At 63.4% G+C, this 20,055-nt stretch carries 17 protein-coding genes and 3 tRNA genes; 10 read left to right on the top strand and 10 right to left on the bottom strand.

The window, feature by feature from the left end:
- Positions 1-162: 162 nt before the first annotated feature.
- The 3 genes from CSQ91_RS02100 to CSQ91_RS02090 all read left to right on the top strand — a co-directional run bounded on the left by CSQ91_RS02100 (position 163) and on the right by CSQ91_RS02090 (position 553).
- Positions 163-247: transfer RNA gene (locus CSQ91_RS02100), tRNA-Leu, on the top strand.
- A gap of 68 nt (positions 248-315) precedes the next feature.
- Positions 316-400, top strand: a tRNA-Leu gene (locus CSQ91_RS02095).
- Positions 401-468: 68 nt separating this feature from the next.
- Positions 469-553, top strand: a tRNA-Leu gene (locus CSQ91_RS02090).
- A gap of 86 nt (positions 554-639) precedes the next feature.
- Here the strand turns inward: CSQ91_RS02090 and CSQ91_RS02085 are convergent.
- The gene (locus CSQ91_RS02085; RefSeq protein ID WP_099387231.1) at positions 640-1,491 is read right to left on the bottom strand and encodes an SDR family oxidoreductase; all 852 of its coding nucleotides are present in this window, start codon (positions 1,489-1,491) and stop codon (positions 640-642) included.
- A 116-nt stretch (positions 1,492-1,607) separates the two neighbouring features.
- On the opposite strand from CSQ91_RS02085, the gene CSQ91_RS02080 reads away from it, so the two are divergent.
- The 4 genes from CSQ91_RS02080 to phaP all read left to right on the top strand — a co-directional run bounded on the left by CSQ91_RS02080 (position 1,608) and on the right by phaP (position 5,341).
- On the top strand, positions 1,608-2,036 hold the full coding sequence (locus tag CSQ91_RS02080) for a winged helix-turn-helix transcriptional regulator (RefSeq protein WP_034778174.1): 429 nt from the start codon (positions 1,608-1,610) through the stop codon (positions 2,034-2,036).
- Between the two features lie 91 nt (positions 2,037-2,127).
- Positions 2,128-4,380 (top strand): ATP-binding protein, encoded by a 2,253-nt coding sequence (locus CSQ91_RS02075; protein ID WP_099387230.1) that lies wholly within the window; start codon positions 2,128-2,130, stop codon positions 4,378-4,380.
- A gap of 47 nt (positions 4,381-4,427) precedes the next feature.
- Entirely contained in the window at positions 4,428-4,622 is a 195-nt protein-coding gene (locus tag CSQ91_RS02070; protein ID WP_034778169.1) for a hypothetical protein, read from the top strand.
- A 107-nt stretch (positions 4,623-4,729) separates the two neighbouring features.
- Positions 4,730-5,341 carry a TIGR01841 family phasin gene (gene phaP, locus CSQ91_RS02065; protein WP_034778166.1) on the top strand — a complete coding sequence of 204 codons (612 nt, stop codon included), beginning with the start codon at positions 4,730-4,732 and terminating at the stop codon, positions 5,339-5,341.
- Positions 5,342-5,463: 122 nt separating this feature from the next.
- On the opposite strand, the gene CSQ91_RS02060 is transcribed toward phaP, so the two are convergent.
- Both CSQ91_RS02060 and CSQ91_RS02055 read right to left on the bottom strand, forming a co-directional pair.
- Positions 5,464-6,093 (bottom strand): helix-turn-helix transcriptional regulator, encoded by a 630-nt coding sequence (locus CSQ91_RS02060; RefSeq protein WP_099387229.1) that lies wholly within the window; start codon positions 6,091-6,093, stop codon positions 5,464-5,466.
- An 8-nt stretch (positions 6,094-6,101) separates the two neighbouring features.
- A complete protein-coding gene (locus CSQ91_RS02055) occupies positions 6,102-7,319 on the bottom strand; it encodes an MFS transporter (RefSeq protein ID WP_099387228.1) in 1,218 nt (405 codons plus the stop codon).
- Positions 7,320-7,479: 160 nt separating this feature from the next.
- On the opposite strand from CSQ91_RS02055, the gene CSQ91_RS02050 reads away from it, so the two are divergent.
- From CSQ91_RS02050 to CSQ91_RS02040, 3 genes are all read left to right on the top strand, one after another.
- Positions 7,480-8,184, top strand: coding sequence for an SMI1/KNR4 family protein (locus CSQ91_RS02050; RefSeq protein ID WP_099387227.1), 705 nt, complete (start codon positions 7,480-7,482; stop codon positions 8,182-8,184).
- Between the two features lie 95 nt (positions 8,185-8,279).
- Positions 8,280-9,932 carry a VRR-NUC domain-containing protein gene (locus tag CSQ91_RS02045; protein WP_099387226.1) on the top strand — a complete coding sequence of 551 codons (1,653 nt, stop codon included), beginning with the start codon at positions 8,280-8,282 and terminating at the stop codon, positions 9,930-9,932.
- Positions 9,929-12,208: an ATP-dependent DNA helicase gene (locus tag CSQ91_RS02040; RefSeq protein ID WP_099387225.1), complete on the top strand. Its 2,280-nt coding sequence runs from the start codon at positions 9,929-9,931 to the stop codon at positions 12,206-12,208. The genes CSQ91_RS02045 and CSQ91_RS02040 overlap by 4 nt, the downstream gene beginning before the upstream one ends.
- 142 nt (positions 12,209-12,350) lie before the next feature.
- On the opposite strand, the gene CSQ91_RS02035 is transcribed toward CSQ91_RS02040, so the two are convergent.
- The 7 genes from CSQ91_RS02035 to senA form a co-directional block, all read right to left on the bottom strand.
- The gene (locus tag CSQ91_RS02035) at positions 12,351-13,079 is read right to left on the bottom strand and encodes a LytR/AlgR family response regulator transcription factor (protein WP_099387224.1); all 729 of its coding nucleotides are present in this window, start codon (positions 13,077-13,079) and stop codon (positions 12,351-12,353) included.
- Positions 13,080-13,090: 11 nt separating this feature from the next.
- Positions 13,091-14,167: a sensor histidine kinase gene (locus tag CSQ91_RS02030; RefSeq protein WP_099387223.1), complete on the bottom strand. Its 1,077-nt coding sequence runs from the start codon at positions 14,165-14,167 to the stop codon at positions 13,091-13,093.
- 6 nt (positions 14,168-14,173) lie between these two features.
- Positions 14,174-14,977, bottom strand: a complete 804-nt coding sequence (locus tag CSQ91_RS02025; protein ID WP_034778147.1) for a LiaI-LiaF-like domain-containing protein — start codon at positions 14,975-14,977, stop codon at positions 14,174-14,176.
- A complete protein-coding gene (locus tag CSQ91_RS02020) occupies positions 14,967-15,350 on the bottom strand; it encodes a LiaF transmembrane domain-containing protein (protein ID WP_257217194.1) in 384 nt (127 codons plus the stop codon). Before CSQ91_RS02020 ends, CSQ91_RS02025 begins: the two co-directional genes overlap by 11 nt.
- A gap of 384 nt (positions 15,351-15,734) precedes the next feature.
- On the bottom strand, positions 15,735-16,649 hold the full coding sequence (locus CSQ91_RS02015; RefSeq protein WP_099388533.1) for an NAD-dependent epimerase/dehydratase family protein: 915 nt from the start codon (positions 16,647-16,649) through the stop codon (positions 15,735-15,737).
- Between the two features lie 219 nt (positions 16,650-16,868).
- Positions 16,869-18,815, bottom strand: a complete 1,947-nt coding sequence (locus CSQ91_RS02010; RefSeq protein WP_099387221.1) for a UvrD-helicase domain-containing protein — start codon at positions 18,813-18,815, stop codon at positions 16,869-16,871.
- Between the two features lie 33 nt (positions 18,816-18,848).
- Positions 18,849-20,045, bottom strand: a complete 1,197-nt coding sequence (gene senA, locus CSQ91_RS02005; protein ID WP_257217193.1) for a selenoneine synthase SenA — start codon at positions 20,043-20,045, stop codon at positions 18,849-18,851.
- Positions 20,046-20,055 lie beyond the last annotated feature (10 nt).

The following is a 20,055-nucleotide window of genomic DNA, read 5'->3' as shown; positions in this document are numbered from 1 at the left end:
AGGCAGATTTATCTTGCCTTTCATAGGGAAATGGCTTTTTTCAGGGGAAAAGGGTGTTTCTTGAAGAAAAGTGCAAAATGTTGATTGACCGAATGCACGCCAGCCCTTATGATTTTGTCCTCGCTGCAGAACATGCAGCGACAAGCAGCAAGCAGTAACAATGCCCACGTGGCGGAATTGGTAGACGCGCATGGTTCAGGTCCATGTGCCTTCGGGTGTAGGGGTTCGAGTCCCTTCGTGGGCACCACCAGCAACAAGTTGTCGATTGTTGTGATCCGCAGTAAAGTAGCAGATAGTAGTAACAAGCAGCACAATGCCCACGTGGCGGAATTGGTAGACGCGCATGGTTCAGGTCCATGTGCCTTCGGGTGTAGGGGTTCGAGTCCCTTCGTGGGCACCACCAGCAACGAGTTGTTGTCGTTGTAGTCCGCAGTACAGTAGTGAGATATAGCAACAAGCAGCATCAGTGCCCACGTGGCGGAATTGGTAGACGCGCATGGTTCAGGTCCATGTGCCTTCGGGTGTAGGGGTTCGAGTCCCTTCGTGGGCACCATTACCTAATTCGCAAAAAAGCCGCAAACTTTCACGAGTTTGCGGCTTTTTTCATTTCAAGATGCCGCGCTGCCGCGGCCCTTTCCCTTATTTGGCCAGCGCCGCCTTGACGGCGTCAAACAGGCTCGTCGTCGGACGGCCAATCAGCGCGCTCAATTGCTTGCCATTGTCTTCCAGGCCGCCCTTGGCCGCGCCCGCGTCGGAATCGGCCAGCAGGTCGGCAAACCCTTCCGGCACACCCACGCTCACCAGCGCCGCCTTGAAGTCCGCCTGCGGCATATCCTTGTACGCAATCGCCTTGCCCGACTGGCGGGCCACTTCGGCCGCGTACTCGGCCAGGGTAAAGCCGTCGTCGCCAGCCAGTTCATAGATGGCTTGCGGCTGGGGCGCCGTCAGCACGGCGGCAGCGGCCGCCGCGTAGTCAAGGCGCGCGGCGGACGAGAAGCGGCCGTTTTGCGCCGCACCGAGCACGACGCCATGCTCGAGCACGGGCGCCAGGTGTTCCGTATGGTTTTCCAGGTACCAGCCGTTGCGCAGGAAACTGTACGGCAGACCGGATGCGCGGATGGCCGCCTCCGTGATCACGTGCTCGGCGGCCAGGCCCAGCGGCGACGTGTCGGCGCGCAAGACGCTGGTGTAGGCCAGCAAGGCCACGCCGGCCCGCTTGGCTGCATCGATGACATTCTGGTGCTGCTGCGCGCGCTGGCCCACTTCGCTCGACGAAATCAGCAGGATCTTCGTTGCACCCTTGAATGCCGCATCGAGGCTGGCGCCATCGTTGTAATCGGCCTGGCGCACTTGCACGCCCTGGGCGGCCAGGCCGGCGGCCTTGGCCGGGTTGCGCACGGCGGCGATGATATTGGCTGCGGGGATGGATGTGAGCAGGCTGGCGATGACGTGCTGGCCCAGATTGCCTGTGGCGCCGGTGATGACGATCATGATTTCTCCTTGGTACGTGGGTGGTAAAACCCTATAATAGGACTATTGCTTACTTATTGTAAGTACGTACCTTTTGGTAAGTATGAATGAAATCTACATTTACAGGTCCAACTATCATGTCCACAGACACTCCCGGCGCCAGCCTGCGCACCGCCCTCGCCCGCCAAAACCAGGGGGCGCACCTGCTGGCGGCGGCCTGCCCCTCGCGCGCCGTGCTCAGCCACCTGACCAGCCGCTGGGCCGTGCTGGTGCTGGTATTGCTGCTGAGCGGCACGCGGCGCTTCAGCGAACTGCGCCGCGAAGTGGGCGGCGTGAGCGAAAAAATGCTGGCGCAAACCCTGGAAGCGCTGGCGGGCGACGGTTTCGTGCTGCGCCAGGCGTATCTGGTGATACCGCCCAAGGTGGAATACAGCCTGACGCCGCTGGGACGCGAGGCGGCCGAGCGCCTGGCCGTGCTGGTCGACTGGATCGAGGATAATTATCCGCGCATCGAACAGGCGCGCGCGGCCCTGGAAGCGGCGCCGGCAGCGCAAAAAGCGGCTTGAACAGATTGCTTTTGGTCATCAAGAATTATCGTTTACTCCTACTTGCCTTGATGTAATACTAGGCCCATGAACCGCGTAAGGGCGCGACACCATGAACCAGTTGATTTCCTCCATCACCGACCGGGCCAATGTGCTGCTGGTCAGCAATTCGCCGAATGATGTGCGCGAACTGCTGTATGTGCTGGACCGGCATAACCTGGGCACGGGACTGGCGGGCGATATCGACGAAGGCGTGGAACTGGCGGCCGGCGGCACGGACCTGATCCTGCTCGACGCGGCGCTGGCGGGCACAAATATCGGCGCCACCTGCATGCGCCTGCGCAATGCGGGCGGACGCCACGGCGTGCCCCTGCTGCTGATGTCGGCCACTCCCAGCGCCGAGGAACAGGGCCGCAGCGTGGGCGCCGGCGCCAGCGACTACATCAAGATGCCCTTCAATGCGCGCGACGTGGCGGAAAAAATCCTCATGGAACTGGCGCTGCACAAGGCCGAGGCGCCAGCCGCCCGCCCCTTCGCCGCTCCCGCAACGCCACCGCGCCCCCTGCATCCGCAAACGCTGGAAGTCAATTACCACTCCATCCTGGCCGGTTCGCCCGACGCCGTGCTGCTGTTCGATATCGACAACCGCCTGCTGATCGACGCCAACCACCTGGCCGAAGAACTGTTCGGCATGCCGCTGGCCGAGCTGCTGCAAGGCGGCATGGAGCCCCTGTTCCCCAGGCATCAGAGTGATGGCAGCGCCTCGCCGCAATTGCTGGAAGAAAAGATCCGCGATACCTTGCAAGGCAAGATCGTCGTCTTCCGCGCCAGCTGCTGCCACCGCGACAGCCACCCGATCGCCTGCGAAATCCGCTTGATGCGCCTGTCCGTGCCGGGCCGCCAGCTCGTGCATGCGCGCATCATCGACTTGACCGAACGCAACCTGGCCGAAGCCATGCGCGCGGGCCAGAGCACCCTGCTGGAAATGGTCGCCAAGGGTGCGCCCCTGATCCCCACCCTGAACCAGTTGCTGCTGCTGATCGAAGGCCAGTCGCGCGGCGTGCTCTGCTCCATCATGCTGCTCGACGATGACGGCATCCACATGCACAGCGCGGCCGGCCCCAGCCTGCCGCCCGAGTACATGGCCCTGCTCGAAGGCGTGGCCATCGGCCCTGGCGTGGGCTCTTGCGGCACCGCCATGTTCCTGCGCGAACCGGTGGTGGTCACCGACATCATGCGCGATCCGCTGTGGGCGCCCTACCGCGAGCTGGCCGCGCCGTTCGGCCTGCGCGCCTGCTGGTCGCGCCCCATCTTCGGCCAGGATGGCGCCGTGCTCGGCTCCTTCGCCATGTACTACCGCGAAGTGCGCCAGCCCGACGCGCGCGACCTGGAACTGATCGACACGGCGACCGACCTGGCCGGCATCGCCATCGGCCGCATGCGCCACGAACGCGAGCTGCAGCGCCACCGCGCCCACCTGGAAGAGCTGGTGGCCGAACGCACGGCGGCCTTGACGCAGGCCAAGGAACACTCGGAGCAAACGAACCTCGAACTGGCCGCCGCGCTGGAAAACCTGTCCATCACGCAGGAAGAACTGGTGCGCCGCGACAAGCTGGCCGCGCTCGGCGCGCTGGTGGCCGGCATCGCGCATGAACTCAATACGCCGATCGGCAACGGCCTGGTGGTGGCCACCACCATGGCCGAACGCACGCGCGAAATCCAGGCCAGCTTTCTCGACGGCTTGCGCCGCTCCGAACTGGGCGCCTACCTGACCCAGGCCAGCGAGGCGGACGCCATCATGCTGCGCAACCTGCAGCGCGCCGCCGACCTGGTCTCGAGCTTCAAGCAGATCGCCGTCGACCGCGCCAGTTCGCAGCGCCGCCACTTCCTGCTGCGCCAGTTCGTCGCCGAACTGATGCTGCCCATGTCCACGCCGCTCAAGACCGCCGGCCTGAGCCTGACGCAGGACGTGCCGGACGGCCTGGCCATGGACAGCTATCCGGGCCCGCTGGGCCAGGTGCTGAGCAACCTGCTGGAAAATTGCCTGCGCCATGCCTTCGAGGGCCGCAGCGGCGGCAACATCGCCATAACGGCGCGCGGCAGCGACGATGGGCAGACGATCACCCTGTCCATCGCCGACACGGGCGTGGGCATCGCCGCCGACGACCTGGCGCACGTCTACGACCCCTTCTTCACCACCAAGCTCGGTTCCGGCGGCTCTGGCCTGGGCCTGCATGTGGCGCACAACATCGTCACGGGCGTGCTGGGCGGCCATATCGACGCCACCAGCAACACCGGTGCCGGCAGCGGCACCACCTTCACCCTGCAACTGCCCGCCACGGCGCCGCAATCGCCCGCTCCCTGAACGGCAGGCGCGCTACAATGCCGGCAGGCTTTTCTTTCGGAGCAACTATGAAATACCTGATCGCCACGGCCCTGCTGGCCGCCTGCGCGTGGGCCTCGGCCGGCCCTGCCCCCTGGTACAAATGGCGCAGCAAGATCGACGGCACCCTGTCGTGCGCCCAATCGACCCTGGGATTTGGCTGGGAACTGGCCTCGGGACCGTACAAAGATAGCCGTTGCGAAAAACCGGCGCTTGTTAAATAATGGGGCCATGACCACACGGGGCACCGGCTTGAGATCAAGCGATGGCATTGCGGCGTCGAAAGAGTATGGAACGATAAGAACGTATCTATTCAAACCGAGGAGACCACATGTTTACGAATCCCGAACAATTCGCATCGGCCACCAAGGCCCTGTTTGAATTCCAGCTGATGACCTTCAACACCCTCACCTCCAAGGCCGTGCAAGGCGTGGAACAGGTATTGGCGCTGAACATGGCCACCGCCAAGTCCGGCATCGAGGATGGCCTTGCCGCCAGCAAGGAAATCAGCCAGGCCAAGGATCCGAAGGCCGCCATGGCCGCCGCCGCTGCCCAGCTGCAACCGGGCGTGGCCGGCGCAAAAGCGTATAAACAGCAACTCGACGACATCATCAAGGAAATCCACACGGAATTCACCACGGCCGCCGAAGCCCACGTGGCTGAAGCGAAAAGCAATCTGAGCGCCCTGATCTACGACGTCACGAAAAACGTGCCGCCCGGTTCGGAAAATGCTGTCGCCATCGTCAAGGCCGCCATCGACAACGCCTTCCTCGGCTACGAGCAGGTGACCAAGGCCACGAAACAGGCCGTGAAAACCGTGGAAGAGCAGATCGCCAAGGCCAGCGCGCAAGTGGCGCAGGCAACGGAAAAGGCGACGAGCGGCGCCACCGCCGCGGCTGAAAAGGCAGCGCCTGCCGCCAAGCCGAAGGCTGCCAAGAAGTAAGTGATGTAGGTCGGATTAGCGCGGCAAGGCCGCGCGTAATCCGACGCATTGTTGGCGCCAATGGTGATGTCGGGTTACGCGCGCAGCGCTAACCCGACCTACAACTATCGGGGCCTGACTCCTCAGACCCCGATAGGTATGATCCGGTACACGCAGCGCCTCCCCCCCTCCAGCAGATATTCGCTGCGCTCCACCGTGCAATCGCCCCCCAGTACCCGTTGAAAGATGGCCAGCTCCGAGCGGCAGAAATTCTGGCATGCCGTGGCGGCCGCGCAAATCGGACAATGGTTTTCCACCAACAAGACACTGCCATCGTCCTGCGGTTCCGCATGGGCCATGTACCCCTCGCCATCGCGCGCCCGCGCCAGGCTGTCCACTCGTTGCGCCAGCGCAAGCTGCGGGTCGACCAGCTTGCCGTAAGCGGCTTCGCTGCTGCGCTCGCGCGCGCCGATCAGTTTATCCAGGCCCTCGTCGCCGAACAGGGTTTTCACCTGCGCTATCAATTCCAGGGTCAGGTCGGCATGGCGGTCAGGAAAGCGCGCATGGCCCTCCCGCGTCAGCGTCCAGCGCCGCGACGGGCGCCCCACCTTGTCGTCGGCCACGTCCTCGAAAGCCACCAGGCCACGTTCCAGCGCCGCTTCCAGCTGGCGCCGCGCGCCCATGGACGTGATATCGAGCAAGGCCGCCAGCTGCTGCGCCGTCTGCGGCCCGCGCATCTTCAGCAGGAACAGGATCTGCTCCGACGTATTCATGCTCGCGCTCATGCCACGGCTTGCGTGTCGCCCACGCCGGCCAGCTGGCGGCGCCAGGCCGCCATGCGCCACGCGGCCCAGGCGGCGGACAAGGCGCCCGCGACGAGGATCAGCCGCGTGTCGATCAGGGTCAGCACGGAGCCGCTGAGGGCCACGACGATGTTGGCGATGCAAAAGGTGGTGGCCAGCAAGCCCATCACGGCGCCCTGCCCGTGCGCGCTGAAGCGTTCGGCGCACCAGCCCTGGATCACCGTGTTGTACAAGGCATTCGGAATGCCGAACAGCACGATGGCAGCGATGCCCACCCAGATATTACCCAGTGCCAAGATTCCTACGGCCAGCGCCACGCCGCAGGCATACCAGCTGGCCCGCAGCAGCGGCGCATGGCGGCTGGGCCCGCCCGCCAGCAAGGACGTGACCGTCATCGTGCCGCACAGGCCCACATTCACCCAGGCAATCTCCTGTGCGTGGTAATTCGCCGTCTCGACCAGCCACAGCGGATAGAACTCGTAGAAGCTGGCCACGCCGCACGTCAGCGCCAGCTGCACGATGAACAGGGTGCGCAGCTCCTCATGGCGCAGCAGGTTCAGCGAATGGCGGTCGCGCGCCACTTGCCACCACGACGTCGTCAGCAACGACGGCGTTTCGCGCGGCAAGCCCACGGCCACCAGCACGGCGACGAGCATCAGGGCGGCGGCGGCGATCCAGAACGGCACCGTCACGCCCCAATGCAGGGTCGCCCCCGCCAGGATCGGACCCACCAGCCAGCCCAGGTAAAACGCGCCGTTCAGCCACGACATGGCACGCAGGCGCAGCGGTCCCGTCAACTGGTCGGCCAGCATGGCGCGCGCCACGGCGCCGTTTCCCTCCAGCAAACCCGTGATGAAACGGGCGACGATGAACAGCGGATAGGACTGGATCACCAGCGCCCAGGCCGTGATGGCATGGCCGATGGCGGCACCCACGGCCGTGCGCATCAGCAAGGGGCGGCGGCCATAGCGGTCGGAAAGCGGTCCCAGCAAGGCCGAACCGATCAGCAAGCCCAGCGGGTTGATGGTCAGCGCCAGGCCGAACAGCAATTTGGACGGCAAGCCGAGAAAATTATTGAAGGTATTCGGCGCTTCGGCCGCAAACAGGGGCGGCAGGATCGGATACGGCAGCGAGGCGCCGATGGTCGACAGCAGCGCCAGCAAACAGGCGGCGGAAATCAGGATGATGTTTTTCATGCGGGCTCGATGGATATTGTCTGGCAAGACTACGTGAGCATGCCACATAAGTAAACTAAAATGTTTATTAATTATGCCAAGCGTTCCCGCCATGGCGTGAACCGTGCGCGCCATCGCCTCGGCTATCATTGCCCCATGACTCACGTTTAACAGGGCAAACATGACACTGTCAGAAATTGAACAGCAACACGGCTTCACCTACCCTTCACTGTACCGGCAGCTGGAAAGCGACGGCATGCTGGCCGTGGGTGAATATGGCCCCGACTGGTACAAGCTGGTCTATCCCACGTTGACGGACCGCCCCACCCTGCTGCTGCATGCGGACGATTTTGAGTTGCTCAATATCCAGGCCGTTGCCGCGGAAGTGGAAAGCTTGCTGGACGCGGACGATTACCGGCAGATCGATCCCGCCTTCCAGTTCATCCCGTTCGCGCAAACGGGCGCGGGCGACCACTACTGCTTTTTCGCGTCTGGCCAGCACGATGGCGAGATGCCCATCGTGCTGCTATGGCACGACCAGAATGAAGCCCAGTACCTGGCGAAGAACCTGCAGGACCTCCTGTTTCACATGTTGTTGAACAGCATGGCCGACCAGGATACGTACAACGACGTCGGCGACGAGGAATTCAAGGATCAACTGGCAAAAACCCTGGGCACCCACGCGCGCTACCTGACGGCGCGGCAAGCCGAAGTGCTGCAAACGCTGCTGGCCAGGGACATCATCGATTACGAGGTGGCGCTGCCGAAGGGGCGCACTGAAACGCACCGGGGCTTGCTGAGCAATATCGAACTGGCCAGCCTGCGCGCCGAACTGATTCCCTACGAAAAGTTCGACAGCTGTTTTGCCTACAGCGGGGCTGACTGAACATAAAATCGCTGGGCAAGCGGCGGCTGAAGGTTTAAACTGTATATAAACACAGTAAAACCGATCACCTTGCATCTTGCCCTATTGCCATCCCCATGTTGAGAGTCCTGGAAAATCCCCTGTACTATCTGGATAATTTCCAGGACGTGCTGAACTGGATCAGCGCGCGCTACGCCGATCTGCTGAGTGCTGAAGAAACGCAGTTCATCGCCGCATTCGGCGCACTGCCGCAGCCGTCGCGCGCCCTGTTCGTGCGCCTCGTCATGCGCAAGGGCTGTCTATTTCGCGCCAGCAAGCTCAATTACCCGGAAATCGGCGACACGCGCGCGGCCGCCCTGCCCCTGCTGGAGACAGGCTGGGTCGAGGCCGATCCCGTCATTGCGCTCGATGAACTGTTCGACTTGCTGCTGAAAGCGGAAATCGCCCAGGCCTTCCGCCTCGAAGCGACCCTGAAGACGGCGCGCAAGGCGGAACAACTGGACGCCTTGCGCGTACTGCATGCGGAAAGTCAACCGTTCTCCGCCTGGCATCCGGCCTGCACCGACGTGCTGTACCGCATCGGACTTCAAACGCTGTGCGACCGCCTGCGCCTGATTTACTTTGGCAACTATCACCAGGACTGGTCGGAATTCGTGCTGTCCGACCTCGGTGTGTATCAATATGAAAAAGTGGAATTCTCGCCGCAGTCGAGGGGCTTTCGCACGCGCCAGGATATCGAGCACTATGAAGTGCTGCACCAGTGCCGCGAACGCTACAACGACAGCGCGCCAGCCGACGAGGTGCTGCAGGAACTGGCTGCGCTGCCATTACCCGAGGACAATACCTGGCTGGCCAGCCGCCGCGACAAGCTGCGCTTCCAGATAGCCCAGCACCTGGAGAAATGCCAGGACTGGCCGGCCGCCTACCGCGCCTATGCCGATTGCCGCTATCCGGGCGCGCGTGGCCGCGCCATCCGCGTCCTGGAAAAAGATGAACAGCCGCAAGCGGCCTACGAACGCCTGCTGATCGCCCTGGCCGCGCCGGAAAGCGAAGCGGAACAGCAATTGCTGCTGCGCATGGCCCCCCGTTTGCGGCGCAAGCTGGGCCATGCGAAGCAGGCGGCCAATGCTGCAGCAGCCGTGGAGCGCATCGACCTGCGGCTGCCCTACCCGGAACAAGCGTCCTACGTGGAAGGAGTGGTGCAGCAACACCTGATGCAGGACGGCGCGCCCGTGTATTACGTGGAAAACACCCTGATCAACTCACTGTTCGGCCTGCTGTGCTGGCCCGCCATCTTCAAGGCCATGCCGGGCGCCTTCTTCCACCCGTTCCACCGTGGTCCGGCCGACTTGCATAGCGCCGATTTTTACCTGCGCCGCAGCAGCGACTTTTCCGCCTGCCTGGCGCAGCTGGACGACGGCAGTTACCACGCCACCATCCGCGCCACGCTTGCCGCCAAGCACGGCATCGTCTCGCCCTTCGTCAGCTGGGACGTACTGGACGACGGCTTGCTGGACCTGGCGCTGGCCTGCATTCCGGCAGCGCATCTGAAGAAGGCATTCGAGCGCATCTTGCTCGACATCAAAAGCAACCGCAGCGGCTTTCCCGACCTGATCCAGTTCTGGCCGGCCGAACAGCGCTACCGCATGATCGAAGTCAAGGGTCCGGGCGACCGCCTGCAGGACAACCAGCTGCGCTGGATCGCGTATTGCGCCGAGCACGCCATGCCTGTCAGCGTGTGCTACCTGCAATGGCAGGTGGCCGCATGAGCGCCAGGAGGTACACGATCGCCGTGCGCGCCCTGTGCGAATTCACGGCCAAGGTGGGCGACCTGGACTTGCGTTTCACGCCCTCGCCCACGGCGCAGGAAGGCATGGCCGGCCACGCCACCGTGACGAGCCGGCGCGACGACGATTACCAGCGCGAAATCAGCCTGTCCGGCCACTTCGGCCCCCTGCACGTGCGGGGCCGCGCCGATGGCTACGACCCGGCGCGCCGCCAGCTGGAAGAAATCAAGACCTACCGGGGCGAGCTCGACAAGATGCCTGCCAACCACCGCCAGCTGCACTGGGCGCAGGCGCGCATCTACGGCCATCTGCTGTGCCAGCAACTGAAGCTGCCCATGCTGCGCGTGGCGCTCGTGTATTTCGATATCGTGAGCCAGAAGGAAACCACCATGCACGAGGAATGCACGGCCGAGGCGCTGCGTCTGTTCTTCGAACAGCATTGCGCCCTCTTCCTCGACTGGGCCGAGCAGGAAATGGCACACCGCGCCAGCCGCGACGCGCAGCTGACCAGCATGGCGTTTCCCCATGCGGACTTTCGCCCGGGCCAGCGCCAGCTGGCCGAGGCCATGTACAAGGCCAGCAGCCGTGGCTGCGGCTTGCTGGCGCAGGCGCCGACCGGTATCGGCAAGACGGTGGGCAGCCTGTTTCCCATGTTGAAGGCGACGGCCGCGCATGGCCTGGATAAACTGTTTTTCCTGGCCGCCAAGGTGCCGGGGCGGCAAATGGCGCTCGACGCCTGCGCCATCCTGAAGGACAGCGCGCCCCTGCTGCCCCTGCGCGTGCTGGAGCTGAGCGCCAAGAGCAGCGCCTGCGAACATCCGGACAAAGCCTGTCACGGCGAATCATGTCCGCTGGCAAAAGGTTTTTACGACCGCTTGCCGCTGGCGCGCGAGGTCGCGCTGACCAGCGGCTTGATCCTCGACAAGGAAGCCGTGCGCGCCATCGCCTTGCAGCAGGGTATTTGCCCGTACTACCTGGGCATGGAGCTGGCACGCTGGAGCGACGTCGTCATCGGCGACTACAATTATTACTTCGACCTCAGCGCCATGCTGTACGGCATGACTTTGGCCCACGACTGGAAAGTCAATGTGCTGGTCGACGAAGCCCACAATATGGTGTCGCGCGCGCGCAGCATGTATTCGGCCGAGCTGGCGCAGATCAACCTGAAAATGCTGCGCAAGTTCGCGCCCGACGCCTTGAAAAAGCCGCTGGACCGTCTCTCGCGCCAGTGGACGGCCTTGTTGAAGGAGCAGGATGGCGACTACCACGTGCATGCGGCCTTGCCGGACAAATTCTTTGGCGCCCTGCAAGGCGTGGCCACGGCGATCGGCGACTACTTGGCCGACCACTCGGCGGCGCTGGACGAGGATTTGCAGCGCTTTTATTTCGACGTGCTGCTGATCAACCGCCTGGCAGAGAGCTTTGGCGAGCATTCGCTGTTCGACGTCAGCAAGACGGACACGGGCCCCACTGCTGGCTCCACCGTCTGCATCCGCAATATCGTTCCCGCACCGTTTCTCAAGGAGCGCTTCGCGGCCAGCCACAGCACGGCCCTGTTTTCCGCCACCCTGAGTCCGTGGAATTACTACAGCGACACCTTGGGCATGCCAGCCGACACGGCCTGGGTCGACGTGGAATCGCCGTTCCAGGCGGAACAACTGTCCGTGCGCGTGGCCGACACCATTTCCACGCGCTACCAGCACCGCGCCGCGTCTTTGCTGCCCATCGCCCAGCTGATGGCGAAGCAATACGCGGAAACGCCGGGCAACTACCTGGCCTTCTTCAGCAGTTTTGATTACATGGAAAAGACGGCCCACTTGTTCGCCCAGCATTACCCGGACGTGCCCATCTGGCAGCAGCCGCGCCGCATGGATGACGCTGCGCGCACGCAATTTCTGGGCCGCTTCGGCCTGGACACGCGCGGCATCGGCTTTGCCGTGCTCGGCGGCGCCTTCGGCGAAGGCATCGACTTGCCGGGCGCGCGCCTGATCGGCGCCTTCATCGCCACCCTCGGTTTGCCGCAGATCAATCCCGTCAACGAACAGATCCGCCAGCGCATGGGCGACATCTTTGGCGCCGGCTACGACTATACATATCTGTACCCCGGCATGCAAAAGGTGGTGCAGGCGGCTGGCCGGGTGATCCGCACGCAGTCGGACAAGGGGGTCGTCTACCTGATCGACGACCGTTTTTCGCGCCCGGAAATCCGGCAACTCTTGCCGAGGTGGTGGGATGTACAGCTAAGTAACCCCCAATAAATTATTGTGATTTCTGACTTCCATAACCGGCGCTCTGCGGCGTTGCCCGCTGCTAGCAGTGCTCGCACTGCGTCGCACCCGGCGCCTTGCATAGCATCCGGTTCTGTTCGTCATAATTTCACAATAATTTCCTGAGGATTACTTAGCCAACCAGTAACTTCAGCTTTTGGTAGCCCGCCTTGCTCACGGGTATCCTCGTATCGTCGCGCAGGATGGCCACATGGCTATCTTTCGTTGCCGCCTCGATGCGGCGGATGCCGTCGATATTGAGCAGGTACGACCTGTGCACGCGCAGGAACTTGGTGGGATCGAGCTGGGTTTCCAGCTCCGACAGCCGCTGGCTTTTCAGGTAGGATTTGCCTTCGGAACGGATGCTGATGTAGTCATCCTGCGCCTCGATGTAGTCGATGCGCACGCTGGCGATCACGTGGACCTTGGCGCCGTCGCGTATCAGCACGCGGTCCAGCGGGGCGGCGCGCGTGGCCGCCTCGCGCGCCAGCGTCAGCACCGTCTCGGGCGTGCTGCGGTTCGCGCGCGCATGGGCCAGCGCCTGGTCGAAGCGCTGTTCGCTGAACGGCTTCAGCAGATAGTCCAAGGCATGGCATTCGAACGCCTTCAAGGCGTACTGGTCATAGGCCGTGACAAAGATCAGCTTTGTCTTCGCGCCGATCAGCTCCGCCACTTCAAAACCGTCCAGGCGCGGCATCTGGATGTCGAGAAACACCAGTTCCGGTTCCAGGTCCGCGATGGCCTTGACGGCTTCGAAGCCGTTGGCGCACTCGGCGACGATATCGATATCGTCATGGCGTGCCAGGTATTCGCGCAACACGCTGCGCGCCAGCAATTCATCATCGACGATGGCCACCCGCATTCTTGCCTGCATCATGCTTCCTCCGTGTCGCCGGTCTGCGCCGGCATGGAAATCATCACCTCGAAATGGCCATCGCGCCGGCCCCAGTGCACGCTTGCCTCGTGGCCATACGCGCCGGCCAGGCGCTGGCGCACATTTTCCAGGCCGACGCCATTGCCCCGCTCTGGCCCTTGATCCGCGTCAACCGGGTTGCGCACGGCGATCTGCAACAGGCTGCCCATGCGCCTGGCCTCGATGGCGATCAGGCCGCCCTCCGTCAAGCCGCAGATACCATGCTTGACGGCATTTTCCACCAGCGGCTGTATCAGCATGGGGGGCAGCAAACACGCCAGCGCGGCGGCATCGATGGCTTCCGCCACTTGCAGACGCTCGCCGAAGCGCACTTGCTCGATGGCCAGGAAATGGCGGATCAGCACCAGTTCCTGTTCCACGGTAATGTGCTTGTGCGCTTCCAGGCTCAGGCTCTGGCGAAAGAAGTTGGCCAGCTGCACCGTCATCTGGCGCGCGCCCGCCGCATTGATAGACGTCAAGGCGCTGATGGAGTTCAGGCTGTTGAACAGGAAATGCGGGTCGATCTGCGTGCGCAGCATGCGCAATTGCGCTTCCTGCGCCGTCAGTTGCGCTTCCAGTCCCCGCTGCTCGGCCATCCTGGCGCGCACGAATTCCAGCAACAGATAATGCACGGCGGCAGCCAGGCAATACAGCAGCACGCCCAGGCCGAAGAACAGGGCCAGCAGCGATTGCGTCAGGTTCACGCCCAGCCAGCGCAGCTCCAGCAACAGGCTGACGCTGTTCAAAAATTGCAGCAAGGTGGCCCACAGCAAGCCCGCGAACAGGGCCGCCACGCCCATCACGCCGGCGATGGCGAGCGGATGGCGCGCATGCAAGGGGTAGGCGCGGCACAGGTAAAACGCGGAAAAGCCCGAACCGATCGCATACACGAGCGTGGCGGGCACCACCAGCACGACGGCATTGAGCCAGGGCGCGTGGGCCACCCTGGCCAGGATAAAGGCCAGGGCCAGGCCCAGCGCGATGCAGACCAGGAAAACCACCACGGCGCCGCGCCGCTTCGACAGGGGCCCCGACATGCGCGCCTAGTTGCGGATTTCCAGGCCGCCCATGATGGCGTAGCCCGTCACGTACAGGCGCTTCGCCTGGTTCGGCGGCACGATGGTCTTTTCTTCGAAGCCGCCGAGGATGGGCGTGCCCTGCAGCACGACGCTCCAGTCGGGCGGAATCTTGATGGTGACGCCGCCGCACAGGGCAAATACGTTGAGCACGGCTTCGCCTTCGATCGACGCCTGACGCAAGTCGATTTCGCAGCCGGCCATGATGACATTGATATCGCCGCCCTTGAAGCGCTGCGACGACACGCGCCGCACATAGCCGCCGAGGATGGCCGTCACTTCGATGATGCTGTCATCGTCCGCCTGCCCGCTGGCGCCGGGTGCTGCCGTGTCCTTGTCGAGCGACACGGCGCCATTCCTGGCCTGGCCGAACGAGTCAGGCGCGGCGGTACCGTCTTGCTGCGCGGCAAAGCGCCGGCGGCGCTGGCGCTGCTGCGCGCCGGGCAGGGACTTCGACACCACGGCCACACCCAGGCCGATGATCAGCAAGGGCCACAGCAAGTCCCAGTTCATGTAGAAGATGCCCATGTGCTTGAGGGTCCAGGCCACGCCCAGCAGCACCAGCATGCCGCCCACCAGATAGCCGTTCGCGCTGCGGCTTTGCGACAGTTTCAGCAGGCCAAACACGATCAGCGCCGTGGGCCAGAAGCGGAAGGTGTAGCGCACGTTGATGAAACCAAGGTTATCGAGCAGGAACAGCAGCCCCAGGCCGATGACGATGACGCCCAGCACGATCTGCGATGGCGAGTGCAGCGGCGGTTTATTTTTCATGCTCGGACTCCCGGTAGGCAATAAAATGTTTGTTCAACAGCGGCTCCAGCACGAGACCCACGCCCCAGGCGATCAGCAAGGCGGGCCAGCTGTTATAAAAACTCAGGTTCCACAGTTCTTCATACGACACATACCACCAGGCGGCGAAAAAGATCAGCCACAGGCCGCTCAGCACCTGTTTGGCGGACACGGGCGTGAGCAGCTTGTTCAAGCCGAAGACGACCAGTATCACCGGCCAATAATGCCATAGTGAATAATAATCCTGGAGATAGATCACATCGAGCCGGTCCAGCAGGATGATGGCACCGATGGCGATCAGCAGCACGCCCCACAGCAGCTGGGTACGGCGGCAATAAGCTGGTTCAGGTTTCACGGTCACCCCTTGAAGTTGGTTGATCGTAAAGATACGCGGATTTCGGTGATGGGAAAACACCGCTTCGGCGAATGGCGGACAGGTGGCGGTGAATGGCGCAGCGGCGGAAACAACAGGCAAAAAAAAAGACCGGCTAGGCCGGCCTTGAAGGGGTTCGCAGTACACACCGCGACCTGGAGTTGCAGTGCACAGCCGCGTGGCGCAGGGCGCCAACGCGAACAGAAATCTGGTGCCGATCCTTGAGGCGACCGGCTGACCTGCTGGAAGATCGAACATGCCGCCAACTTCACGGCAGTGCGTCTCAACCAAGCAGAGCCATCATACTCCCGATCGCCATACAGCACCGTTCGCTAGCGCACACTGATGGGGTTTTGCTGAGCTACATCAAACGGCGATGGCGTGCGGCGGATGCAGCATGTCGTTCCCGATCCATGCCAGCACGGACGGGCCCTGCGGCTGCCAGCCCAGCAGCTTGCGCGCCCGCTCGCCGCGCACGCGGCTGTTGGAGCCAAGGCCGTAGGAAGCCATCTCGTAACCCCATTCGGCAATCGCCTCGGGCAGCGGCCAATCCTGCGCGGGCCCCAGGTCCAGTGCCTCGGCGATGGCGGCCGTCATGTCATGGAAAGCTGCTTCGCCCGACTCGACGAAGTAAAACGTGCCGGCCGGCGACTTTTCCAGCGCCAGCAAATACAGGCTGACGACATCGTCGATATGCACGTTGGACCAGATGTTGCGGCCCGGCCCCACGTGGCGCACGATGCCGCTCTTGCGCGCCTGTTTCAGCAGGCGCGGCAGTTGCACGCTGTCGCGCGGCAAGGCGCCATGGCCGTAGATCAGGGTATTGCACAACACGCTGGCGCGCACGCCCTGGCTTGTGCTGGCCAGTATCAGGTCATCGATGGCGACGCGGGCCGCCTTGTCTGCCGTCGGCGCCGGCAGCTTGTCTTCGTAATAGATCTGTTCCGTGCCCTCGCCGCCCGACGCGTCGCCCACGATGGACGAGCCGCTTGTATGCAGGAACACTTTGTTCGTGCCGGCCAGCGCTTCGAGGATCGCTTCGACGGCGGCGCGGTGGTCGCTGCTGGCCGCATTGATGACGGCATCGGCCGCCTTCGCCTGCTCGATGAGCAATGCGCGGTCGTTCAAGGTGCCGACGATACCGTGCACGCCGATGGTGGCCAGCTCGGCCACCTGTTCCGGTTTGCGCACGAGGCCCGTCACCTGATGGCCGGCGCGCACGAGGCCCGCCGCGATGGAACTACCGATAAAACCCGCTGCGCCTGTCAAAAACACTTTCATGTCGTGGACGCCAAACAAAACCTACTGCGCGTCGCGCTTTGCAGCCTGCGATGCTCACCGTGCTCTAGCACGGTTGCGCTTCTTAGCCACAAATCATCGCCGCTCGCTACGGTTTTGTTAGGCGTCGTTCCTCCTTTGTAAGTTCAGATCGATTGTGATCAGTCCGACAAAGTATGCGCCGTTTCCGCCTTCGCAAAAAGCAGCCACACAGCAAAAGATCTATGACTTCGGCGCAACAATCTTCTGCTTGAGCTGCAGGGCGGCGATGTAGCGGCTCTGATAGGCGGGGTCTTCCGGCGTCAGCAGGGTGAGCCTGTCGCGCGCGCGGGTGGCGGCCACATAGAAACGGTTTTCCTCTTCCAGCGGATCGGTCTTGCTGCGCGGGAATTCGTCGACGGCCAGGTAGGGCAAGATGACGTGGTTGTATTCGAGGCCCTTGATCTGATCGATGCAGGCGATGACGAGTTTGGCCTTGCCGGTCGAGACCGTCACGGCTTCTTCCATCTCGCCCAGCCAGCCGGCAAAGCCGCCCAGCGCCACGCCCGCTTCGCGGCACACGGCAATAAAACCATGCAGGGAACGGGCGACGACCCGCGCCTGGGCCGGGTCGACATAGATGCGGCGCGCCGTCTGTTCCAGCTGCATCAGGCCAAAGATGTGCTGCAGCGCATCGCCTGCCAGGGCGTCGGGGGGCAGCGCGCGCAGGTAATCGACGGCGGCCAGGGTCAGCGCCGCCTTGTCCTGGTTCTGCGACTTGGCCAGCTGGTTCGTCAAGAAGCCTTCCAGCAAGTCGGGATAGTTGGCCACATCGGCCTTGGCTTGCTGGAGCTCACCGCGTGTAAACGGGATTTCCGCGAACGCCACCAGGGCTTCGAGGATCTCGCCGCGGCGCGGGCCGCTCTTGATCGTATGTAAATCCTTGCGGGCGATGGCGACCATGCCGCGCAGCATCAGCACTTCCAGGCTCAGCAGATAGCTGTTCATGTCCACCAGGCCATACGCGATGCCGCTCTGGAACAGCGCCGTTTCCACGCGGATGGCCTGGTCGCGGTCGCGCAGCAAAATGGCCGTCGTGCCCGCATGCGCATGTTCGAGCGCGGCGATCAGCTGGGCGCTGCAAGCCTGCGGCTGCATATGCTCGTATTGCAGCACTTCGATGTGCGTGGCGCGCGACAGGGCCGACACGCTGGCCTTGTTTTTCAGCACGCCCACGGCGTGCGCCAGCTGCGGGCCGTAGCGGTAGGAGGCCGTCAACGGCAGGCGCTGCAAGGTGGGGAATTCCTGCTCGAAGCGCTGGCGCAGGAAGCGGTGGTCGGCGCCCGACCACGTATAGATGACTTGATCCTTGTCGCCGGCGCCGCAGAAAAACGCGTTACCGCGGCGTATCAGCATGGTCAGCAGGCGGAACGACGCTTCGTTCAGATCGTGCAACTCATCGGCCACGATGATCTGATAGGCCGGCAATTGCTGGCGCAGCGGCTCGTCGCCGTCGAGCATGCGCACCAGGTCGTAGGTGGCGTCGAATGGCGCGCGGAACTGGATGTCGCCCGTGTCGGCGCCGCGCAAGCCTTCGTATTCGCGCAGCCACAGATAATGCGTGCGCGACATGCCCAGCATTTCCAGATTGTCGTCCAGGGAGTTGCTCTCGAAGTCAGGATTCTGAAAATCCAGGCGCGCCTTGGTGCGCAATTGCAGTTTCAAGAATTCGGCGATCGCCCCGTTCGTCGTATTGATTTCCAGCGGGTAGCGGTGAGCGTATTTTTCCGATACCACTTCCAGCGCTTCCCAGGCCACCGGGCGCAACTCTTCATCGCTGCGCATGGATGCCACCTGCATGTTTTCCAGCTGCCGCAGCACCTTGGCGGCAAAGGCATCGAAAGTGTCGACGGTCAGGCGCTTGACGACGCCCAGCGGCACGCCCACTTCCAGCAGCCGCTGGCGCAGGGCCACGCGCGCAGCCTCCGTGAACACGAGGGCCAGCATGCGCTCGGGCGCGCGGCCCCGGTGCAGCGCTTCGGCCAGGCGCAGGGCCAGGGTCGTCGTCTTGGCCGCGCCGGCATTGGCGTCGATCAACACCACTTTCTTTTGCGCCGTCTGGATGGCGACCTGCTCCGGCGTGGGCGTGATGCGTTTGGGAATGAACTGCGGGGCGTTATCTGTACTCAAGGGTATCCTGAAATGATGTCTGTTCTCGGCGCGCTACCAGGCGCAGGTGCGCAGGCCGGCAAAGATGTCGCCCCGTTCGGGCGCGTGGAAGGCGCGCATGCGGGCCGAATGCAGCCGCGGCGGCGTGGCGAAGGCGGCGCCGCGCAGCACCTGGTGCCGCATGAAATATGGCGCGGAATATTCGCGCCAGGCATCCACCGCAAAGCCCGGATACGGCTCGAACGGCGTCGCCGTCCACTCCCACACCTGGCCCCAATGGAAACGCGGATGACCGGACAGCGCAGCATACTCCCATTCCGCCTCGGTCGCCAGGCGGCGCCCCGCCCAGGCGCAATACGCCTGCGCCTCATACAGGTTGATGTGGCGCACGGCTTCGTTCGGCGGCAAGGTCGTGCGCTGGCCGAAACGCATGGTGCGCCACTGCGTTGCTTCGCGCAGCCAGTACAGGGGCGACGAGCGCTCCTGCTGCATCAGCCAGGCGCTGCCGGCAGCGCTCCAGAACTGGCGGTTCTGGTAGCCGCCATCGGCGACAAAATCGGCAAACTGGGCGTTGGATACGGCGCAGGCATCGATGGAAAACGGCGCCACGTAGCAACTGTAGGGCGGCGATTCATTGTCGAAGGCAAACCCGGCGCCGCGCGGCGAGCCCAGTTCAATGGTGCCACCAGGAAAAGCGATCTCGCCCGCACCCGGCGGCAGGGCCGGGCTGGCCGCCAGGGATTCCGGCGCCTCCAGGCCCATCCATTGCAAGCCGGCCAGCATTTCCTCGCCGCACAAGTCTTCATGCGCCAGCGCCAGCCGGTACGGCGCCAGGGCGCTGTCGACATTGGCTTCGCGCGAGAGTTTATCCAAGACCCTGTCGAGCACCTCGTGGCAATACGTTTTCACGGCGCCCGGGCTGGGCAGTTCCAGCTTCCAGCGCGCGCGATGCTCCACCATGTTGGCGTCGAACAAGTCGTCGCCGCGCGTCAGCAGGGAGTTATAAATGGCGTCGGCCGGATGGCTGGAAGCGGCTTCGCGCAGGATGAACCACTCGGCAAACCAGGCGATGTGCGCAAGTTGCCACAAGGGTGGCGTGAGGCGCGGATGCCGGGGCAAGCCGGCCACCACGTCCAGTCCGGCCGTGACGTAACAGTCGAACAGGGAAAGAGTATCCTGGCGCGCGGCCTGCAGCGACTGGGCCAGTTGCTGCGCGCCGGCGTGGCGAAAAGAGGCGTTGATTAAAGTCATGGCCTGATTG

Origin of the sequence: Janthinobacterium sp. BJB301 (assembly GCF_002735685.1) — a bacterium.
Classification (GTDB): Bacteria; Pseudomonadota; Gammaproteobacteria; order Burkholderiales; family Burkholderiaceae_D; genus Janthinobacterium; species Janthinobacterium lividum.
This window is presented reverse-complemented; position numbering and strand designations above follow the sequence as displayed.

Bases quoted from the DNA above. Each gene is read 5' to 3' on its own strand.
- CSQ91_RS02085 (WP_099387231.1), bottom strand. From the start codon at position 1,491: ATGATCGTCATCACCGGCGCCACAGGCAATCTGGGCCAGCACGTCATC.
- CSQ91_RS02080 (WP_034778174.1), top strand. From the start codon at position 1,608: ATGTCCACAGACACTCCCGGCGCCAGCCTGCGCACCGCCCTCGCCCGC.
- CSQ91_RS02075 (WP_099387230.1), top strand. From the start codon at position 2,128: ATGAACCAGTTGATTTCCTCCATCACCGACCGGGCCAATGTGCTGCTG.
- CSQ91_RS02070 (WP_034778169.1), top strand. From the start codon at position 4,428: ATGAAATACCTGATCGCCACGGCCCTGCTGGCCGCCTGCGCGTGGGCC.
- phaP (WP_034778166.1), top strand. From the start codon at position 4,730: ATGTTTACGAATCCCGAACAATTCGCATCGGCCACCAAGGCCCTGTTT.
- CSQ91_RS02060 (WP_099387229.1), bottom strand. From the start codon at position 6,093: ATGAATACGTCGGAGCAGATCCTGTTCCTGCTGAAGATGCGCGGGCCG.
- CSQ91_RS02055 (WP_099387228.1), bottom strand. From the start codon at position 7,319: ATGAAAAACATCATCCTGATTTCCGCCGCCTGTTTGCTGGCGCTGCTG.
- CSQ91_RS02050 (WP_099387227.1), top strand. From the start codon at position 7,480: ATGACACTGTCAGAAATTGAACAGCAACACGGCTTCACCTACCCTTCA.
- CSQ91_RS02045 (WP_099387226.1), top strand. From the start codon at position 8,280: ATGTTGAGAGTCCTGGAAAATCCCCTGTACTATCTGGATAATTTCCAG.
- CSQ91_RS02040 (WP_099387225.1), top strand. From the start codon at position 9,929: ATGAGCGCCAGGAGGTACACGATCGCCGTGCGCGCCCTGTGCGAATTC.
- CSQ91_RS02035 (WP_099387224.1), bottom strand. From the start codon at position 13,079: ATGCGGGTGGCCATCGTCGATGATGAATTGCTGGCGCGCAGCGTGTTG.
- CSQ91_RS02030 (WP_099387223.1), bottom strand. From the start codon at position 14,167: ATGTCGGGGCCCCTGTCGAAGCGGCGCGGCGCCGTGGTGGTTTTCCTG.
- CSQ91_RS02025 (WP_034778147.1), bottom strand. From the start codon at position 14,977: ATGAAAAATAAACCGCCGCTGCACTCGCCATCGCAGATCGTGCTGGGC.
- CSQ91_RS02015 (WP_099388533.1), bottom strand. From the start codon at position 16,649: ATGAAAGTGTTTTTGACAGGCGCAGCGGGTTTTATCGGTAGTTCCATC.
- senA (WP_257217193.1), bottom strand. From the start codon at position 20,045: ATGACTTTAATCAACGCCTCTTTTCGCCACGCCGGCGCGCAGCAACTG.